The following is a 19,277-nucleotide window of genomic DNA, read 5'->3' as shown; positions in this document are numbered from 1 at the left end:
TGCTTGTATCCTATTTAAAAAGATAACTACAATTGCTTGATTTTTCTATTCAACATCTTTAATGCGGGTTTTCCGTTCTAGAATCTCCTTAAGCACCAAGGTTACTACTGCTAGCAACGCTAACAGTACAGCCGCAGAGAAAGCCGCTTCAGTTTCGTATTGTTTGTAAGCGTCTTCTACAAACAGTGGTAGGCTCTGCGTTTGGTCAGCAATGTTGCCAGATACCACTGAAACCGCTCCGAATTCACCCATTGCTCTGGCATTGGTCAAAATTAAACCATAGAGTAAGCCCCAACGGATACTAGGTAGAGTGACGCGCAAAAATATCTGCCAATCTTTCGCACCTAGTGTTCTAGCAGCTTCTTCTTGATCCTTACCAAACTCTTCTAAAACCGGAATCACTTCCCGTGCCACAAAGGGCATACTCACGAAAGCTGTAGCCAGTACCATACCTGGAAAGGCAAAGATAATCTTGATATCATGGGCTTGGAGCCAAGGGCCAAACCAGCCATTCCGACCGTAAAGTAGGACAATCATTAATCCTGCAACTACGGGCGAAATGGAAAAGGGTAGGTCAATAATGCTCAAAACTATGGCCCGTCCAGGAAATTTATGACGAGCGATCGCCCAAGCTGCACATAAACCAAATACCGTATTTAAAGGTAGAGAAATCACAGCTAACAACAGTGTCAGCCAAGCTGCATGGAGAAAAGCTGGTCGCGTTAGGTTGGACAGAAACGGCCCAACTCCTTTGCTGAAGGCTTGGACAAAAACGTTAATTGCCGGGATATATTGAACTAGGGCTAAATAGGCGATCGCTATCCCAATTAAAACTATTGGCACCCAACTCTTCTGCTCTTGAGGCTTGGCCGTATGTGTATCAGATGCAGATGAATGAAAACTTGGCTTATCTACTGTCATATCGCCTTGCCCATGCTTGTAAGAAATTAATTGCCAATAACAGTACCAACGAAATTGATAGTAGAACTATGCCAATTACTGTTGCACCAGAATAGTCATACTGCTCTAATCGTTGGAAAATCAGCACAGGTGCGATTAAATCTTGGAAGGGCGTATTAGAAGAGATAATTACAGTCGAACCATACTCTCCAACTGCACGGGAGAAACCCAAGGCAACACCAGTCAAAATTGTGGGAAATAAAGGCGGCAAAATCACTTTCCAGAAGGTCTGCCATTGAGAAGCACCCAGACACCAAGAGGCTTCTTCAATTTCACGTTCCATTTCTTGAAGCACGGGTTGCACAGTTCTCACGATAAAAGGTAGTGAGATAAATATCATTGCTACTGCTACTCCCGTGCGGGTAAAAGCTACTTTAATTCCCAGTGGTGCTAGTAGCGAACCTAGCCAGCCGTTATCGCTGTAGACTGTTGCCAAGGTTAGCCCTGCTACAGAAGTTGGTAGTGCAAATGGTAAATCTACTGTGGCGTCAATCAAGCGCTTCAAGGGAAAGTCGTAGCGAACCAGAACCCAAGCAATCAGAGTTCCAAATACGCCATTGAGTAAGGCGGCAAATATTGCTGTAAAAAAAGTTACGTTGTATGTTGCTAATGCGATATCACTGGTTGCGATCGCCCAAAACCTAGATGGAGGTTCTGTAGCTGCTTTCAGAAACATAGCAGCTATGGGGACAAACAACATCACCGTCAGGTATGCAATGGTAATTCGCCAAGTCCAAGGAACTCGCCCCAATCTCTTCCAGAATGGCGTTTTGCGTTCAACTTCCACAGAAGGAGATACAGATGTCATAGTGAAAAATTCAAAATTTAAAATTCACAAGGAGCTTTTTGCCAGTGTTCGTAATTGCTAATTCGTAATTCAAGCACAGACCAACTACTTTTAATTCTGGAGAAAAGAAAGTTGTGGGGTCATAATTACGAATTACGAATTACGTTAGCGCAGCATTAGCGTTAGCGAAGCGGTAGCGAGTACTCGATCGTCCGCAGGAGCGTCATTACGAATTATTTTTTGGCTTGAATCTTGTCAAACACGCCCCCATCTGCGAAGAACTTCTTATCAATTGCTTCCCAACCGCCTAAGTCTGCAACTGTACCTAAAGTTTTCAGCTTGGGAAATTTGTCTGTGACTTCCTTAGTTTGAGCTAAAGTCTCATCCACAGGACGGAATCCCAATTTGACAAACTCTTGCTGTGCTTCTGGGCTATAGAGGTATTTCACAAAACCTTCAGCAACTTCGCGGGTTCCATGCTTATCGACGTTTTTATCTACCACAGCGATCGGATTGTCAATAGATATATTCACATCGGGAACGACATACTCAACCTTTTCGCCCTTTTGCTGTGCCAAAATAACTTCGTTTTCGTAGTTGATTAAGACATCACCCTGTCCTTGCTTGGCGAATGTATCAGTAGCTTCCCGCGCATCTTTAGGCAAGATTGGCACATTTTTGTAAACTTTAGTCACAAATTCAGTAGCTTTAGCCTCATCGCCACCTGTTTTAATTACAGAATCCCATAGTGCTAAGAAATTCCACTTAGCACCACCGGAAGTTTTGGGGTTAGCAGTAATCAATTTCACACCGTCTTTGGCTAAATCTGCCCAGTTCTTGATGCCTTTAGGATTGCCGGAACGAGTGACTAATGCTGCAACTGATTTGGAGACAATACCATTGTTGGGAACTTCTTTTTCCCATCCTGGCTGAATCAATCCAGCTTTCTCAATCTTTGAAGTGTCTCCAGCTAGGGCTAAGTGGACAACATCTGCTTCCAAACCATCGATGACGGCGCGTGTTTGGGAACCAGAACCGCCATAGCTTTGCTTGAAGACGACAGTTTGATTATGATCTTTCTTCCACTGTTCTACAAACTTAGGAATAATGGCTTCATGAGCTGCTTTAGTAACTGCAAAGGAAACCAGAGTTAATTCAACATTATCTTTGCTTGCAGCCACAGGAGTAGCACTAGTACTAGGGGTTTCAGAGGCAGAATTACTCCCAGTTCCACCACCAGAGCAGGCGGCAAGGGCTACACTCAATACAGTCCCTACCAAAAAGAGTGATATAAAGCCTTTGAGCGAATTTAGTCTGAACCGATAGGTTGTATGTTCAGCTATCGCTTGTAATCTTTTCAGTGGGCGTTGCCACAAACTCATTCTATTTCCTCCACTAAATCTACAGATAACTGATGGGAATACAGTTATATAATGTTTATAATACTGGATGATTCCATGTATCTAGTTGCAAACACCAAAAAACCTCACATTCTTTATCAAGAACATGGTGATTTTACCAGTTCTGTGAAAAATTAAAAATGCTTTTACTTTTAACTATCAAATTGCGTAGGCGCAGCCCAACCTAAGCATCGCAATCAACTATACTGGTGTATCAAGCAACTTGCTAGGGAATAGCTAATTTAGCGTAGGCGTAGCCCGTCGTAGATATCGGCTTCGCTCAATGCAGTACAACAAAATCAAGTAATGTCTTAAGTGCAAGAGCAATTACTGTAGTGAGAAATATACGGCGCAACCAGATATTACTAAGTTTCAGAGCAACCCGCGATCCGACAACTCCACCAATAAACATAGTAATACTCAGAATAATACCTAGTTGGTAATCAACTATTCCCTGTGTAAAGAAAATAATGGTGGCAATCAGCGAAGAAAAAATATTGATAAACTTTGTGTTTGCGATCGCCTGCACAAATGTCATCCGAAATAGACTGACATAAGCTGCTGTGAGCATAGTGACATAGCCTCCACTAAAGAAACCACCATAAACACCAAGCACAAAAGTTGCCATATATCCACCAATTTCTGCTACTGGTGATGGTTTCCCTATTCTTGAAACGATTCCAGCATTCCGATTAGTGATTGAAAAGACGGTAACTACAATCATCAAAATCGAGATAATTAGAGGCATCGATTTTGCAGGTACAACTAAAACAAGTAATGCACCAATAATTGAGCCTAAAAGTGTTAATAAAATCATTATTGGCAAGCGACTGCGGTCAATTGCTTTTTTACCAATAAAAGGCAATGTGCCACCAACACTCATAAAAGTTAATGCCAACATATTAGTGGCAAGAGCAATACGGGGTTCAATACTCAATTGCAACATGACAGGGACGGTAATTAAAGAGGTGCTTCCTGTAATGACACTTATGACACTTGTGAGAAAGAAAATTGCAATGAGTAGGAGCAATTGGATAGTATTCATCAGAGAGTTTTATTTTATGTTGTTAGCAATACATTTTCTACAATGATGTTTGCAGTAAACAGAAATATCTGTAACTCTTGCTTAACATGAGTTACAGCATTTTATTGACTATATTAATATAGATATATTTCAGTGTAAAGACATAAGTTTTATACCAATAAAATCGGTATTTTATATAAGCTTATAACAACTAAGTTGGGCAAAAATTATATAAATTGGTAAGTTACAAAAGTAACGTACATCTGCAACAAAAAGATCCCCGACTTCTTCAAGAAGTCGGGGATCTGAGCCTCTCCGTAAAAAGTAAATTAAATAGGATTGCTAGAGCGAGTCTATTTATCTGGAAATAGCTAAAAATTATTTAATATGAATACCGTGAAAAATAAAACCCATCTAGAAATAATCTAAATGGGCAAAATTGAACAACTACTTATTATTAACTGAATGCATATTTCAGGGGCAACCCGTCCTGAAAAACTAGTAATTCTCCCGGTTGAATTTGTGTCCAAACTTCATTGTCAGTGAGGGGTGTGGTAGCAATGACAGCGACGCGATCGCGTTCAGTAGTCACTTCCCGAAAATCTACAGTCATGTCTTGGTCAATTAAATGGGCAGCGGCAAAGGGCGCTTGGCGAACAATGTAGCTGAGTTTAGTTGAGCAATAAGCAAAAAAGTGTTCTCCATCTGATAATAAGTAATTAAATATACCCAGTTTTGCAATTGCACCAGTAATTTCTTGCAGCACAGGGTATAGTTCCTTGATGTCAGGCTTACCCCCAGGAAAGCGCGATCGCAATGTTTCTAGCATCATGCAGAATGCTTTTTCACTATCGGTATCACCTACGGCTTGATAAAAGCCCAAATTTTCTGGATCAAAATCTGGCAAATTACCGTTGTGGGCAAACACCCAATACTGACCCCACAATTCCCTGCGGAAAGGATGGCAGTTGTGTAGGGCAATTTCACCCTGAGTAGCTTTGCGGATGTGGGCTATGACATGGGTTGAGTGGATCGGATAACTCCGTACAAACTCCGCTACCGGAGAAGCAACAGAAGGTTGGGCATCTAAAAACATTCGACATCCCTTTCCTTCAAAGAAAGCAATGCCCCAACCATCGCGATGGTCATCCGTTTTTCCTCCCCGTGCAGAAAACCCTTCAAAAGAAAAGCAAATATCCGTTGGAACATTGCAATTCATTCCGAGCAATTGGCACATTAGCTCTCAATTTTTGACTAAGGTCTCAGGATCAAGATACTTCAGAATGCTGCATTGATTCTGGAGCGATCGCTTCAATCTTAGAATTTAAAGCTAAGATACTCCAAATTATCGCCAAAAATAAAGAGTCTGCTTCTAGTTAGCAAGATCGCACTATGCCAAAAGATGGTAGCGGCGAATATCTGGTGCAGCAGTCACTAAACCTTCGAGTTTAGCTGCTGCCGCTTGGAAATGAGGCGAATCTAGATGAGTATTCAGGGCTTCATTAGAAGTCCACTCTTCTACAAAAGTAAAATCTGTTGGATCGTATTGGTTTTGCAAAAGTTCATACTTGATCGCACCTGTTTCCTGACGGGTTGGCTCAATGAGTTCCAACAGTACAGCTTTTAGTTCTTCTACTTTGTTAGGCAAAGCAATAATACGGGCAACAATGTGAATAGTTTGGTTTGTCATTTGTCATTTGTCATTTGTCATTTGTCATTTGTCATTAAGTCAAGAGTTAGGAATTCTTTCGCTGCTCCTCTGCTCCTCTGCCCCTCTGCCTCTGCCCCTCTGCTCCCCTGCTGCTCTGGTGTTAAAACTTATTAAAACATCTGCTGTAAATATTGCTCATAGCCTAGTTGTTCTAGTTTTGCTTGCTTTGCAATTACTGATTCACATAGGGTTTGACGATATTGTTGCACTTTTTCTAGCAATTCTGGTTGATGAGTTGCGAGGATTTGTACTGCTAAAAGTCCGGCATTTTTGGCATTACCGATCGCAACTGTTGCTACGGGAATACCCCCAGGCATCTGCAAAATAGAATACAAAGAATCTACACCTTGTAAGTTACGAGTGGGTACAGGAACACCAATCACCGGAAGTGGAGTTAAAGACGCTACCATTCCAGGTAGATGGGCAGCACCACCGGCACCAGCAATAATTACCTTAATACCGCGTTGGTGTGCAAGTTGAGCATATTGCACCATGCGTTCTGGGGTACGGTGAGCTGAAACGATCGCAACTTCGCTCTCAACGCCAAATTCTTCACAAACTGCGATCGCATCTTTCATAGTGGGCAAATCGGAATCGCTGCCCATGATAATACCAACTAGGGGAGTCATAATAATTCAAAATTCAAAATTCAAAATTCAAAATTATTTGAGCTAGCTTATGGAAGCTACGTGATGCGGATCATCATCTCATCTATTGGCGTTGTTTGAATTGATTCATTGATGTTAGTTGCATCTAAAATCAGATTTAGCTATCTTCTCGTTAGTGTGATGACCCAAGCAACACAAAATTTTGTAGATATTATCAATGCTAGAGTGCCTGGTTACAAAGATTTGCAGATGCTCTTGGTTAATCAAGAGGGCATAATTGAACAAATCTTGCCAATGGGTACAGTAAGAACGCACAGATGTGCATCCGTAATCGATGTAGCTGGCGACTGGATTTCATTGGGTGGCGTTGATTTGCAAATTAACGGTGCTTTGGGATTGGCATTTCCTGATTTAGCGGCTGAAAATGCTCATGTACTTCAAAAAATAACAAAATTTTTGTGGGATGTCGGGGTAGATGGATTTTTACCGACACTTGTGACAACTTCAGTAGAAAAGATTCAGCGATCGCTTGCAGTCTTTGCTAATTTTACTCCCCTCTCCGTCAAAGGAGAGAGGTCATCTGCCAAGATTCTCGGAGTCCATTTAGAAGGGCCATTTTTGAATTACCAAAAACGCGGCGCACACCCGGCAGAGTACTTGTTACCCTTAACAATTGACGAGGTAAAACGAGTTTTGGGTGATTATGCTCACATTGTAAAAGTCATCACTTTAGCGCCGGAGTTAGATCCCACAGGTGAAGTAATTCCATATTTACGTTCTTTGGGAATTACCGTTAGTTTAGGACATTCTCAGGCAACATCTGCCCAAGCGCAACTTGCATTTGAACTCGGTGCAACGATGGTAACTCATGCTTTCAATGCCATGCCACCACTACATCACCGCGAACCAGGATTATTAGGCGCAGCAATTACTCATCCTGATGTGATGTGTGGTTTTATTGCTGATGGTGAACACGTTTCGCCCACGATGCTGCAAATATTACTTCGCGCTAGCTATCAAGAGAAAGGGCTGTTCCTTGTGAGTGATGCGCTTTCACCTCTGGGGCTACCCGATGGCGTGTATCCTTGGGACAGTCGGCAAATTGAAGTTAAAAACGGTACAGCACGACTGGCGGATGGCACTTTATCGGGGACGACTTTACCCTTATTAGTGGGAGTGCAGAATTTGGTGAAGTGGGGGATTTGTGACGTAGAGACTGCCATTTTGCTAGCTACAGATGCACCTAGACAAGCAATTGGTTTGCCTGGAATTGCCAAGAGTCAACCCGCTAATTTATTACGCTGGCATTGGGATGAAGCGACAAAAGAATTAACTTGGCAGCGATTATTGGGCTAAATTTCGCGTCAAGGTAAAAGAATCAAGGTGACAGGGGAAGAAGCGTTAATATACTCAGTAAAAATGTACATTTATGAAATAGACATTGTAAACCAATGGATATAGCTCTACTCGTTAAATTTCTCGCTCCCTGTCTGCCATTTTTGTTGAATGTGGGTAATAAAGCCGTAGAAGGGGCATCTCAGAAAGTAGGTGAGGATGTTTGGAATAAAGCCAAAGCTATTTGGGCTAAGTTACATCCCAAAATAGAGGCTAAGGAAGCAGCGAACGAAGCAGCAACGGATGTGGCGCAGAAGCCAGAAGATGAAGATTTACAAGCAAGTTTGCGAGTGCAACTCAAAAAGATTTTAGAAGCGGATACAGGACTTGCAGAGGAAATAGCTAAGATTTTGCAAGCATCGACTGACAAACCAGGAGACAATATTCAGGTCAGCGCTAATGCTCACGACCAAAGTACGGTGAAGCAAGTTGGGAAGATTGACGCAAACCAAGTAAGTTTTTAATTAAATAGGGTGGATAGAGTACTGCCCACCCTAAAAATTTTGATGTTTCGAGTTCCGAACAAGAACGTCCGAGTTCTAAACAGGAACGGTCGAGTTCTAAACAGGAACGGTCTAGTTCTAAACAGAAACGGTCGAGTTCTGAACAAGAACGGTCTAGTTCTAAACAGGAACGGTCTAGTTCTAAACAGGAACGGTCTAGTTCTAAACAGGAACGGTCTAGTTCTAAACAGGAACAACCGAGTTCTGAACACGAACGGCCGAGTTCACAGCCACAATATCAAGCAAAATTTTTACTTAATGTAAGCAATGGCAGAGGAACTTAGCCCCAGTAACTCGAACAACATTGAAATGAATCTCACTGCCTACGGTAACAGTAAGGTAACTCAAGTAGGACAGATAAATGCAGCAGAAGTTAAGATTATTGTTGACCGAATAGAACCAGTATTAGAGCGATTACAACAAATCTCTCCACCAGAATCGCCTGGGGTTCTCAAAGCAGGCAACCCTAACAAAAGTTTGGCTTATTGGCAGGGACGTAAAACAGAAATCGCCCAAATACAGCAATGGTTAACTGATAAAAATACCTTCCTAATTGGCATAGAAGGCATCGGTGGCACAGGTAAATCGATGCTAGCAGCTAAAATTTATGACGAAATTGAGGGTTTCCCTAAGAGATTTTGGGCTGATGTTAGTTATGGCGCAGGTTTTAGCGATTTAGCCCGCCAAGTCCTCAGTGAATTTGGCTTTTCGGTTCCAGAACAAGAAACTCAGTTAATGCAAGCCCTAGTTAAGTGTCTGCAATCTGGGCAATTTTTACTTATCATTGACAACCTGGAGAGTTTATTACAGCCAGATAGACAGTGGGGAAGTCAATTCTACGGCGACTTTTTCAATGCTTGGGTGGAATATGGCGGTAATAGTAAGGTAATAATTACCACTAGGGAAAGACCAGAATTAAGAGGCTTTGAGTGGCTACCTCTGAAAGGTTTGGAAGTGGCAGAAGGGGTAGCACTGTTAACTGCATTAGGCATTCGCGGAGATTTAGGGGATTTTGTCGAATTGGTAGATGGGCATCCCCTGCTGTTGAAATTGGTCGCAGATTTATTAAAAGAAGAATACCCCCAAGACCCGGATTTAAGACGATTAGCAGATTTAGGCTTAGGGAATTTGCGGCAGTTGTTGACAGATCCCCAAGTGGTAGGTGTGCATCGCCGGGAAAATGTGGGGATGGTGTTGGTGTTGGATGCAAGTTTTGAGCGTTTGAGTGAATTGCAAAAGGCTTTATTACTCAATATCAGTGTTTATCGTGGTGCTGTTGAGAGTGCAGCAGCCGTGGCAGTGTTGCCGGGAAGTTCGGAAACAGAGATTGAGGGAGAATTGAGGAATCTGGTTAAGCGTTCTTTGTTGTTAGAAAAACTCAATGGTAAGCGGCGGTATGAGTTTCAGCCTGTTGTTTTAGAATATGCGCGGTATAAAGCTGGTAATCAGACAGAAGCGCATCAACAAGCTATCAATTACTATCTTTTGAATGTTAAACCAGCACCTTGGCAAACTAAAGAAGATATTAAGGAATATCTAGAAATTTTCTATCATTGGTATCAACTAGAAAATTATGATACTGCTTTTGATATTTTCATCAAATGCTATAATTCTTTGACATTCCAAGGCTATTACACTATTATTATTGATTTCTGCGTTCAATTAAGAGAAGCCTGGAGAAAAACTGGCGATAAAGAAACTTGGAAATATGGATTTGTTCTAAATGAATTGGGCAATGCTTCTCAATGCTTAGGACAGTATGAACAGGCGATTAACTACCATCAGCAGTCTTTGGAAATAAAAAAGAAGATAGGCGATCGCAATGGTGAAGTCGATTCTTTAGGCAATTTGGGGAATTGTTATAACTCATTGACAGAGTATCCAAGAGCAATTAACTACTACGAGCAGTCTTTGTTGATAGCTAAAGAGATAAATGATCGTAATGGAGAAAGCAATTCTTTAAACAACTTGGGTAATACTTACACTTCATTGGAAGATTACTCAAATGGAATTGACCACTACGAGCAATCTTTGTTAATCAAAATGGAGTTAGGCGATCGCAATGGAGAAAGCAATTGTTTAAATAATTTGGGTGTTGTTTACCGTATTCTTGAACAGTATCAGCAGGCGATTGAATATTTCCAGCGTTCTTTGCAGATACAAAGTGAATTGGGTGAGAGTAAAATGGGTGAGCGCAGAGTGGAAGCTAACGCCTGGTTGAATTTAGGTGGAGCATTAGTGAGCGCTAATCGAGAATCAGACGCGCTAGGTGCTTATCGTAATGCTCGTGAACTATATCAAGCTATGGAACTGGAGAAAGAAGTAAAACTTTGTAACAATGCAATTGAGCGTCTTTCTAAATCAAAAACGCCTGTAGTCTCCCGTCGTGGGTTTTGGGTGTGGTTGCATCGGTTGTGGCGTTGGGTATGCAGTTGGTTTCGGCGTTAAAATAAGGTGTAGGAATAGTGATGAACATAAATTTAAGTTTGGATTAGCTTTCTGATTGGTAAGCAATTAAAACAACTCCAAAACCTTTAACGTATAAATTATGACTCAAGCAACAACTACTGAATACAAACATATTCTAGTTGATGAAAGAAATGTTCCTTTCATTAAAGGAACATCTATGAAACTTGTGGAATTAATTACTTCCATTCATGCTTATGGTTGGAGTCCAGAAGAATTACATTTTCAATATCCACATTTAAGCATGAGCCAGATTTATTCGGCTTTAGCTTATTATTGGGAACATAAAGAAGAAATTGATGCTGATATGCAGCAACGTTTTGAGTATGCGGAAAGATTACGTTTAGAAACAGGAGAATCTCCATTAGCAAAAAGACTCCGTGCAGAAGGATTAATTAAATGAGCGTTGCTCTTTATATTGATGAAAATGTCCATCGAGGAATTACAGATGGATTACGGATTCTGGGTGTAGATGTATTAACAGTACAAGAAGATGGGCGGACTAGCTTTCCCGATCCTCTTATACTTGACCGTGCGACAGAACTTGAGCGTGTTTTGTTTTCCCAAGATGACGATTTTCTAGCTGAAGCCAACCATCGTCAAGACAAACAAATAAATTTTGCTGGCGTTATTTATGCTCATAAACTCAGAGTTACTGTTGGCGATTGTGTTCGCGATCTAGAAATTATTGCTAAAACAGCCTATCTTGAAGAATTAAGTAATCGTGTTCAATACTTACCTTTGTAAGACTCGTGGAGAACATGAGATGGAAACTAAAAGTGCAAATAAAGCAGAATTCTTCTATATTGCTATAATTCTCTACAAATCATCTTCAGATAAACCTGATTATCAACCTTTGTACCAAGAAAGCTTTGTTTTGATTAAAGCCGCTTCTTTAGAAGAAGCAAAAGCAAAAGCTTTGAATCATGGTAAAAATGAAAGTGTCAGCTATACAAATGAAAATGGAGAAACTATTACTTGGTCTTTGAAGCAAGTAGTAGACGTGAATTCAGTTTTGTATGATGACTTTGATTCATCTGAGGATATTGTTGATTTATATGCTCGACATTTTCGGAACTATCAGGCTTACCACTCATTTGAGCCGTTATTATCTCAAGAGGAATTTGGAGAATAGTTATCAAACCACGCGATCGCTCTTGTCGATTCCCATCACTGAGACAAAAGCGATCGCAAGTATTTTTACTTTTCCCTTTTTACTGGCTTTGACTCGCACATCACGAATTCGGCTCTCCCAATAACACAATTGAGCATTTCAATTCTTGAATCATCTGCGTTGTCACTTCGCTGACTGCTAATCCCCCGGCTGTGCGATAACGAACGGAACGTAATACTGCTAAATCAAATGCCTGAGCTTCCCGAATGACGACTCTAGCGACATCATCACCCCTGATTGTTTGAATATTCGTATTTACCTGTAACTGGCTTTTAGAAGCGATGTCAGACAATTGAGATACAAATTTTTCTACCCGATTTGGGGGTGATTTGCGATCGCATACGTGTAACAGCACAACTTCCGCCTGATTGACATCAGCTAAAATCTGAGCAAACCTTAAAGCACCAATGGTTTGGCGCGTTAAGTCTCCAACTGGTACAAGAATTCTTTGGATTGTCTTGGGACTGCTCAAGAGGCGTGTAACTGCAACCGGACAGTGAGAAGACCAGAAGACGCTATCAATAACATTACCAAATAAGCGGGCGCGTAAACCTGTTGTCCGCGACCAACCCATCACTATTAAACTAGCATTTTGTTCTCGACTGGTGCGGCTAATTGCCAAAGCTATATCATCATCAATCCGATTTGCAGGTGAAACTTCTACATCAAATTCTTGACTGATTTCTCTAGCTAAACTTAATCTTTGCTGGCTCTGGTCGAGTGCTGTTACTAATTGTGGATCGTCCATATGAATATGCGCTTTAGTAATAGCTAATGGCACAATTTTTCCAGATTCATGACTAGCCAGCAGTGCTGCCATTTCTATTAGATAACGCTGCGTTTGAGGGTTGTATATTGGTACTACTACAGTAAATGGATCTTGTTTTTGCTCTACTAGTTGAGCTTCATTACTTTCCCACCAAGTTGTTAAACTATCTGTTTCAAAATCTGCTTGAGAGAGCTGTAACGAAGAAGCAAATCGTGCTGTTATTATCGGCCCCAAAATTGCAGTTACCAGCATGAGAACAATCACACTGTTTAAAACACCTTCATTGATTAAGCGCTCACCGGCAGGGTTTTTAGTTTGATATGCAACTAAGGCTGCTGCTAGTGTGGCTGCTACCTGTGGTAGTGACAACGACCACATTGTTAGCAATTCCGCCGTATTATAGCGGTATAAAAGTTTGGCTAAGAATGCCGCAATAAATTTGCTGCCAATCAAAGCTACTACAATTACCACAGTCAACCAAACTGAACTGAGAGTTCTTATAAATGCAGGAATATCAATCAATAATCCCATGTCCACAAAGAAACAAGGAATAAATAAAACACTGCCAATAAACTCAATCTTTTCTTTGACTGGGCTACGTCCTAGAACGTCATTGACTGCTAAACCTGCTAAAAAAGCACCAACAATTTTTTCAATTCCAATTACCTGCGCTCCGACAGATGCCAAAAATAATGCTAGCAATATAAACAAAAACTGGTTACTTTGTTCATCTCCAGATCGGCGAAAAAACTCTTTTCCTGCCCAGTCAAACCCAAACAGAACAACAACAGAGTAAATTGCTAATCCTCCTAATAAAGTAGCTAAACTTAAGGCAGAGAATTGCCCTCCATGAATTCCCACACAAATTGCTAACACTAACAAAGCACCTGTGTCAGTAAAAATTGTTGCCCCAATGGTGACGGTTACAGCTTCATTTGTTACTACTCCTAAACGACTCACAATTGGATACGCTAAGAGTGTATGAGATGCTAGTAGAGAACCAATTAAGACAGAGGTATTCCAGCTAAAATTGAATAAACGTCCAACAGCAATGCCAGCAATTAATGGTACTAAAAATGTTAAGATGCCAAACCCAATTGAGCGGTTTTTAGTTTTACGGAACTGCTCTAAGTCAATTTCTAAACCTGCTACGAACATCAAATAAATCTTGCCAATATCCGAGAGCAGATTGATTGTTTCAGACTCAGAATTCAACAACTTCAGTCCATTTTGCCCCAAGACTACGCCTGCAACCAACAATCCCACTAATCCAGGTAGTCGCAGTCGCTCAAATATCGGAGGGACAGTAAAGATTACTGTTAGAAGAATTGTAAATGCAACAATAGGACTGTCTGTGAGAGAGTTCAGTGTCATGTATAATAAATCAGCCTAGATAGTAGATGTACAAAAGGCATACGAAATTTTACTTATTTTTTTGTATAGTTCCGTTTTATTGGTTACATATAATTAAATCTTTAACAGCATAATTGTTGCGATCGCAATTCAATTCTATCTTAAGGAAGTATTTTTTATATCCATAGATATAAATTTCGATGAGATTTGATGTTGCAAAAATCATGGGTATTTAAATAGCTATAAATAGTATTTAGCAATTATAAATTGTGAAATCATAGAAAAATAGCAGTTTTAATTTAAATAATAAAATATTAACTAAACAATGATTTAAACGGAAAAATAAGGCCGACAGCTGGTGCAATGACAACATCAAATTTGATAATATAGACTAATCCAAAGTAATTGTAGAAATATAGCGATTTGCTGATTTATTTAAAAGCAAATCGCTGTTATGGGCAAAAGGTATATCTAAAAGCCATAAAACCCAAGTTAAATTCAGTCTTTTGCTTGTTAAGCCAGTACAGCTTCAATTTTGTGCGTCTGGACTGGAATTCGACATCCTGAGTTACTCTATGTACGTAAGTATCCTTGCTTATCGGGCAACTATCATCTGGAAAAATCTGGAAGACCGCTCTTATGGGTTCCTATCAATGATAATTTTAAGCATTGGGAACCCCTAAAAATCAAAGTTTATGAACGTAGCCGACGACAAAACGATTGTTCGCGAGTATTTCAATTCCACAGGGTTTGACCGTTGGAAGCGAATCTACGGCGATGGCGAAGTCAACAAAGTCCAATTAGACATCCGGAATGGACACCAGCAAACTGTGGATACAGTACTCGGTTGGCTGAAGGCTGATAACAATTTACCAGAGCTATCAATCTGTGATGCTGGGTGTGGTGTCGGTAGTCTCAGCATTCCCCTGGCGGTAGATGGTGCCAAAATCTATGCCACCGATATTTCGGAAAAAATGGTAGAAGAAGGCAGAGATAGAGCAAAGCAAACTTTGGGAAATACCGAAAATCCTACTTTTGCCGTGCAGGATTTGGAATCGTTGAGTGGTAGCTACCATACGGTTATTTGCCTAGATGTTCTCATCCATTACCCTCAAGAAAAAGCCGATGAGATGATATCTCACCTCTGTTCTTTGGCACAGTCGCGGATAATTCTCAGTTTTGCGCCGAAGACCTGCGCCCTGAGTATACTCAAGAAAATTGGCAGTTTCTTTCCTGGTCCAAGTAAAGCCACTCGTGCATATCTGCATCGTGAGGCTGATGTGGTGAAAATCTTGGAAAGTAATGGCTTTTCATTGCAACGACGGGCAATGACGAAGACTCGCTTCTATTTTTCTCGCCTACTGGAAGCTACACGCAATTAAGGTTAAAATCGCAGCAAAGGAATCATTAACCTCTTGCTGCGATTTGACAATCTCAAACATGAGATATGGTAAATATTGCCGTTGGCATCAAGCTTTGTTTTTCTTTAAGATGGTCGCCCAATCCCATTGAAAAATTGAGTGCTTTGCTTTCAAATTCCCTTAAATCTCATATAGCGTTTCCTAATCACATGAGGTACATTTTAGCCCCCTCCTCGCTTGCGGGGAGAGGGTTGGGGGTGGGGTTCTTGTACCTCACTCAACCGAGAACCGCTATACCAATTTCTACCTCTTTTTCTGCACACTTAAGCCAGCAAAATTATTCTCATCCGATTAAATGAAGAGTGCTGAGTATTGTAAATACACAACGCAGCTAGCAAACCTCTACAATTTCAATTTCTCACCGCGAATCGAATAATCTAACAACTCCATCGGGTGAATAACTGAAATCTTCTTACCTTGCGACTGTAAATGTTTAGTAATTTGCAAAGTACACCCAGGATTAGCAGAAGCAATTAACTCAGCACCAGTATTCAACAAATTCTCTACTTTTTGCCGACCCAATTCTTCAGATACTTCTGGTTGGAGCATATTATAAACCCCGGCACTGCCACAACACAAAGCTGCATCTATTGGTTCTCTCAACTTCACCCCTGGAATTTGTCGCAACACCTGACGCGGTTGGACGCTAATCTTTTGTCCATGCAATAAATGACAAGCATCTTGATAAACTAAATTCAAGGGTTTATCTGTCAGTGGGGAAAGTTTCGCTGTTAACCCAACAGTTGCCAAAAATTCTTGAGCATCTTTAACTTTAGCTGCAAAATCCTTGGCCTTTTCCCGATATTCTAGGTCGTCTTCTAAAATATGACCGTACTCTTTTAAAGTATGACCGCAACCAGCAGCATTGATAATCACGAAATCTACATCTGTCTTGGCAAAACTATCAATCATCTGTCTTGCTAAAGCTTTTGCCTGTTCTGTTTGTCCTTGGTGTTCGGGAAGCGCTGCACAACAACCTTGAGATTTGGGAATCACAACTTCACAACCATTCGCTGTTAAAACGCGCACTGTTGCTTCATTCACAGGTGAGAAAAACAGTCGTTGGACACAACCCAAAATTACCCCGACTCGATACCGCTTTTCACCTTTAGCAGGAATCACACTAGGCAAATTATCTTGAAAAGATTTGAGAGTAATTTCTGGCAGAATTGATTCCATTGCTGCCAAACGGGGCGATATTTTATTCAGTAAACCCGTAGCCCGAAATAACTTAGCAAATCCCAACTTTTGATAAACTAACAACGGAACTAATAAAACCCGTAAAAGATTGGGATAAGGAAACAGAGAAAATATCAATTGACGAAAAAATTGATCTGGTAAACTGCGGGGATAATTTCGTTCAATTTGATGACGAGTTGCAGAAATTAACTTGTCATACTGCACTCCCGAAGGACAAGTACTCACACAAGCAAGACATCCCAAACAAGAATCAAAATGTTCTACTGTTGCCGTATTGAGGGCAATTTCACCCTCATTAATTGCATCCATTAAATAAATGCGTCCTCTAGGAGAATCCATCTCCTTACCCAGCACCCGATAACTGGGACAAGTCGAAAGACAAAATCCACAATGGACACAACTATCAATTAACTTTGGGTCAGGCGGATGATTAACATCAAAGCCATTCAAATTTTTTAAACTAGCCGTATTATTAACAGAATTCTTTGAAACTTGCATATTTTTCTCTTTCCCCTCTCTATCTCAGCGTCCTCTGTGTCTCTGCGGTTCGTTTTCTTAAAACTAAATTCCACCCACAAAGCGACCAGGACTTAAAATATTCTTACTATCAAACTGTTCTTTAATACGGCGCATCAACGGCAAAGCATTCCCCGTATAACCCCAAACATCTATTTGTTCTTTAACCGCAACTGGTGCTGACAGAATTGTTAAAAAACCTTTATTCGCTTGAGTGCGATTGCTTCCAACGGAGCATAACTCATCGCGAATTTTTAAAACTTGATTTTTACTCTCTAATTGTAACAAACCTAAACCACTACTAATGTGAATTAAACCCAACTCCACCTGAGTCAAAATCTCCACAGCAGCAGTAGGTAACACTCCTATTTTGCAGCTAATTACCGATTCTGTAGCAGTAGTATGTATTCGTTCTTGCAATCTCTGCCATAGATTAGCTTCATCACCATCGGCAAAAATTGCTCCATTTAAGCCTAGCTTTTGCCCTACTTCCAAAACTCGGTTTGACTGTTCCTTAACACTCTCACTAATACTTTGAAACCGAGCAATTAATCCCAGCCCTTCACCCAATCCTAAACTAGATACCAATTTATTTGATAACAAATCAGCCTGAACTGGTGTTAACGCTGAACCTCGAAGGATATCAGCCGCTTGAGATACAGCCTCAGCTTTCCCAGTTAGTACCACCGTCCCTGATGCCTCTGCTAGCGGATACAGGCGAAAAGTTAGTTGACTAATAAAGCCTAATGTGCCATAAGACCCCGTAAGCAACTTCATCAAGTCATATCCGGCGACATTTTTAACTACTCTTCCCCCAGCTTTGGCGATTTCTCCATCAGCACGGACAAAGGTAATACCTAGTAACTGGTCGCGCACACTGCCATAGCGTTGTCGCAGAGAACCTGTATCACCTGTGGCAACAATACCGCCAATGGTTGCCGACTCTGGTGCTGTGGGGTCAAGGGCGAGAAATTGCCGCGATTTTGCCAAAAGTGCTTGCAAATCGGAGAACTTCATCCCAGCTTCTACTGTGACAGTCAAATCGCCAACGGCGTGTTCAATCAGTTGGTTAATGCGTTCTGTACTAACTACAACATCAATGCTTTTTGCTAAACCACCCCAGCTAAGTTTACTGCCACTACCACAGGGAAGGACGCGCCAGTTATTTGCGTGAGCCGTGGTAATGACTGCGGCTAGCTGTTCTTGGTTGCGGGGATAGACAATACAACTGGGTGAATTTCCAGAAGCTATAGCCTGTTGGATACGTTTTTGCTGACTGAGTTCGATATTTTCCCAAAGGCAAATAGCATTTTCTTCACCGACGATAGATGCAAGTTCAGAAGCGCAGACGCCTTGCGGCTTGTCGTTAGACATCGCTTTCATTGAGTTTATTTTTTTACGCCCTACTTCTAATTTACTGGCTAACCTGACCAAAAAAGCGCATTGCCATTAATCGGTGGCTTTAGATTCCTACGGCTGGTTGCACCAACGACAGCTTGTAATTAGCGCCAAATAAAAGAAAGTTTGTTTTTCAAGCGATCGCTACTCATTTACAATAAACTTTTTAGCGCAGTCTGCAACTTTAACGTTTATGACTAATAATCTAACTATATTAACAACCTAATAAATTATTAAAAATTTATTAAATACTTACTTAACTGTCTTAACTGGCGTGGCAAGCAAAAAAATTTTGCATGAGACGTAGGTTGGGTGGAGCGGAGCGCAACCCAACAGATATCAGGATGTTGGGTTACGCAAAGCCTCCACCCAACCTACAACTCTTGTATTAAAAGCGATCGCGCTTTGGTTGGTTAAGGTATTAGCCTTATCCAACCTATAATTTTGTAAATTTGTTGATAAATTTTGAAATTTAAGTGGAGAAAGTAGTAGATGAGTAAATTGAACTCATCTACTACAGGTAGAGTTAGGAGACAATTTGCATATATACAAGATATTTTATAGAAAAAATAATAAATTATAGCGGTGTTAG

The 19,277-nt window shown here is 40.8% G+C and carries 17 protein-coding genes; 7 read left to right on the top strand and 10 right to left on the bottom strand.

The features are described from left to right. Positions 1–45: 45 nt before the first annotated feature. The 7 genes from cysW to purE all read right to left on the bottom strand — a co-directional run bounded on the left by cysW (position 46) and on the right by purE (position 6,511). Positions 46–921, bottom strand: coding sequence for a sulfate ABC transporter permease subunit CysW (cysW, locus tag V7K61_RS14140; protein ID WP_335053897.1), 876 nt, complete (start codon positions 919–921; stop codon positions 46–48). After that, entirely contained in the window at positions 908–1,768 is an 861-nt protein-coding gene (gene cysT, locus V7K61_RS14135; protein ID WP_335053895.1) for a sulfate ABC transporter permease subunit CysT, read from the bottom strand. The genes cysW and cysT overlap by 14 nt, the downstream gene beginning before the upstream one ends. A gap of 212 nt (positions 1,769–1,980) precedes the next feature. Further along, positions 1,981–3,129: a sulfate ABC transporter substrate-binding protein gene (locus V7K61_RS14130; protein ID WP_335053893.1), complete on the bottom strand. Its 1,149-nt coding sequence runs from the start codon at positions 3,127–3,129 to the stop codon at positions 1,981–1,983. Between the two features lie 298 nt (positions 3,130–3,427). Continuing rightward, entirely contained in the window at positions 3,428–4,192 is a 765-nt protein-coding gene (locus V7K61_RS14125) for a sulfite exporter TauE/SafE family protein (protein ID WP_335053891.1), read from the bottom strand. Positions 4,193–4,628: 436 nt separating this feature from the next. Then, a complete protein-coding gene (locus V7K61_RS14120; RefSeq protein ID WP_335053889.1) occupies positions 4,629–5,408 on the bottom strand; it encodes a class II glutamine amidotransferase in 780 nt (259 codons plus the stop codon). Between the two features lie 153 nt (positions 5,409–5,561). Continuing rightward, positions 5,562–5,861, bottom strand: coding sequence for a putative quinol monooxygenase (locus V7K61_RS14115; protein ID WP_335053887.1), 300 nt, complete (start codon positions 5,859–5,861; stop codon positions 5,562–5,564). Between the two features lie 131 nt (positions 5,862–5,992). After that, on the bottom strand, positions 5,993–6,511 hold the full coding sequence (gene purE / locus V7K61_RS14110) for a 5-(carboxyamino)imidazole ribonucleotide mutase (RefSeq protein WP_104905015.1): 519 nt from the start codon (positions 6,509–6,511) through the stop codon (positions 5,993–5,995). Between the two features lie 159 nt (positions 6,512–6,670). On the opposite strand from purE, the gene nagA reads away from it, so the two are divergent. The 6 genes from nagA (at position 6,671) to V7K61_RS14080 (ending at position 11,989) form a co-directional block, all read left to right on the top strand. Further along, positions 6,671–7,846 carry an N-acetylglucosamine-6-phosphate deacetylase gene (gene nagA / locus V7K61_RS14105; RefSeq protein ID WP_335054110.1) on the top strand — a complete coding sequence of 392 codons (1,176 nt, stop codon included), beginning with the start codon at positions 6,671–6,673 and terminating at the stop codon, positions 7,844–7,846. A gap of 95 nt (positions 7,847–7,941) precedes the next feature. Beyond that, the gene (locus tag V7K61_RS14100; RefSeq protein ID WP_335053885.1) at positions 7,942–8,349 is read left to right on the top strand and encodes a hypothetical protein; all 408 of its coding nucleotides are present in this window, start codon (positions 7,942–7,944) and stop codon (positions 8,347–8,349) included. Between the two features lie 306 nt (positions 8,350–8,655). Continuing rightward, a complete protein-coding gene (locus V7K61_RS14095; protein WP_335053884.1) occupies positions 8,656–10,836 on the top strand; it encodes a tetratricopeptide repeat protein in 2,181 nt (726 codons plus the stop codon). 100 nt (positions 10,837–10,936) lie between these two features. After that, positions 10,937–11,257: a DUF433 domain-containing protein gene (locus V7K61_RS14090; protein ID WP_335053883.1), complete on the top strand. Its 321-nt coding sequence runs from the start codon at positions 10,937–10,939 to the stop codon at positions 11,255–11,257. Further along, positions 11,254–11,601: a DUF5615 family PIN-like protein gene (locus V7K61_RS14085; RefSeq protein ID WP_335053882.1), complete on the top strand. Its 348-nt coding sequence runs from the start codon at positions 11,254–11,256 to the stop codon at positions 11,599–11,601. The genes V7K61_RS14090 and V7K61_RS14085 overlap by 4 nt, the downstream gene beginning before the upstream one ends. Positions 11,602–11,620: 19 nt before the next feature. Continuing rightward, a complete protein-coding gene (locus V7K61_RS14080; protein ID WP_335053881.1) occupies positions 11,621–11,989 on the top strand; it encodes a DUF4288 domain-containing protein in 369 nt (122 codons plus the stop codon). 100 nt (positions 11,990–12,089) lie between these two features. Here V7K61_RS14080 and V7K61_RS14075 read toward each other — a convergent pair whose 3' ends face one another. Then, positions 12,090–14,171 (bottom strand): cation:proton antiporter domain-containing protein, encoded by a 2,082-nt coding sequence (locus V7K61_RS14075; protein ID WP_335053880.1) that lies wholly within the window; start codon positions 14,169–14,171, stop codon positions 12,090–12,092. A gap of 674 nt (positions 14,172–14,845) precedes the next feature. Here V7K61_RS14075 and bchM point away from each other — a divergent pair. After that, positions 14,846–15,532 carry a magnesium protoporphyrin IX methyltransferase gene (bchM, locus tag V7K61_RS14070; protein WP_335053879.1) on the top strand — a complete coding sequence of 229 codons (687 nt, stop codon included), beginning with the start codon at positions 14,846–14,848 and terminating at the stop codon, positions 15,530–15,532. Between the two features lie 381 nt (positions 15,533–15,913). Here the strand turns inward: bchM and V7K61_RS14065 are convergent, their stop codons facing one another. Together V7K61_RS14065 and V7K61_RS14060 are read right to left on the bottom strand one after the other, a co-directional pair. Beyond that, positions 15,914–17,269 (bottom strand): (Fe-S)-binding protein, encoded by a 1,356-nt coding sequence (locus tag V7K61_RS14065; RefSeq protein WP_335053878.1) that lies wholly within the window; start codon positions 17,267–17,269, stop codon positions 15,914–15,916. Between the two features lie 63 nt (positions 17,270–17,332). Then, a complete protein-coding gene (locus V7K61_RS14060; RefSeq protein ID WP_335053877.1) occupies positions 17,333–18,670 on the bottom strand; it encodes an FAD-binding oxidoreductase in 1,338 nt (445 codons plus the stop codon). Between the last annotated feature and the right edge of the window lie 607 nt (positions 18,671–19,277).

The sequence above is a fragment of the Nostoc sp. genome (genome assembly GCF_036918015.1).
In the GTDB taxonomy this organism is placed as follows: Bacteria; Cyanobacteriota; Cyanobacteriia; order Cyanobacteriales; family Nostocaceae; genus Nostoc.
This window is presented reverse-complemented; position numbering and strand designations above follow the sequence as displayed.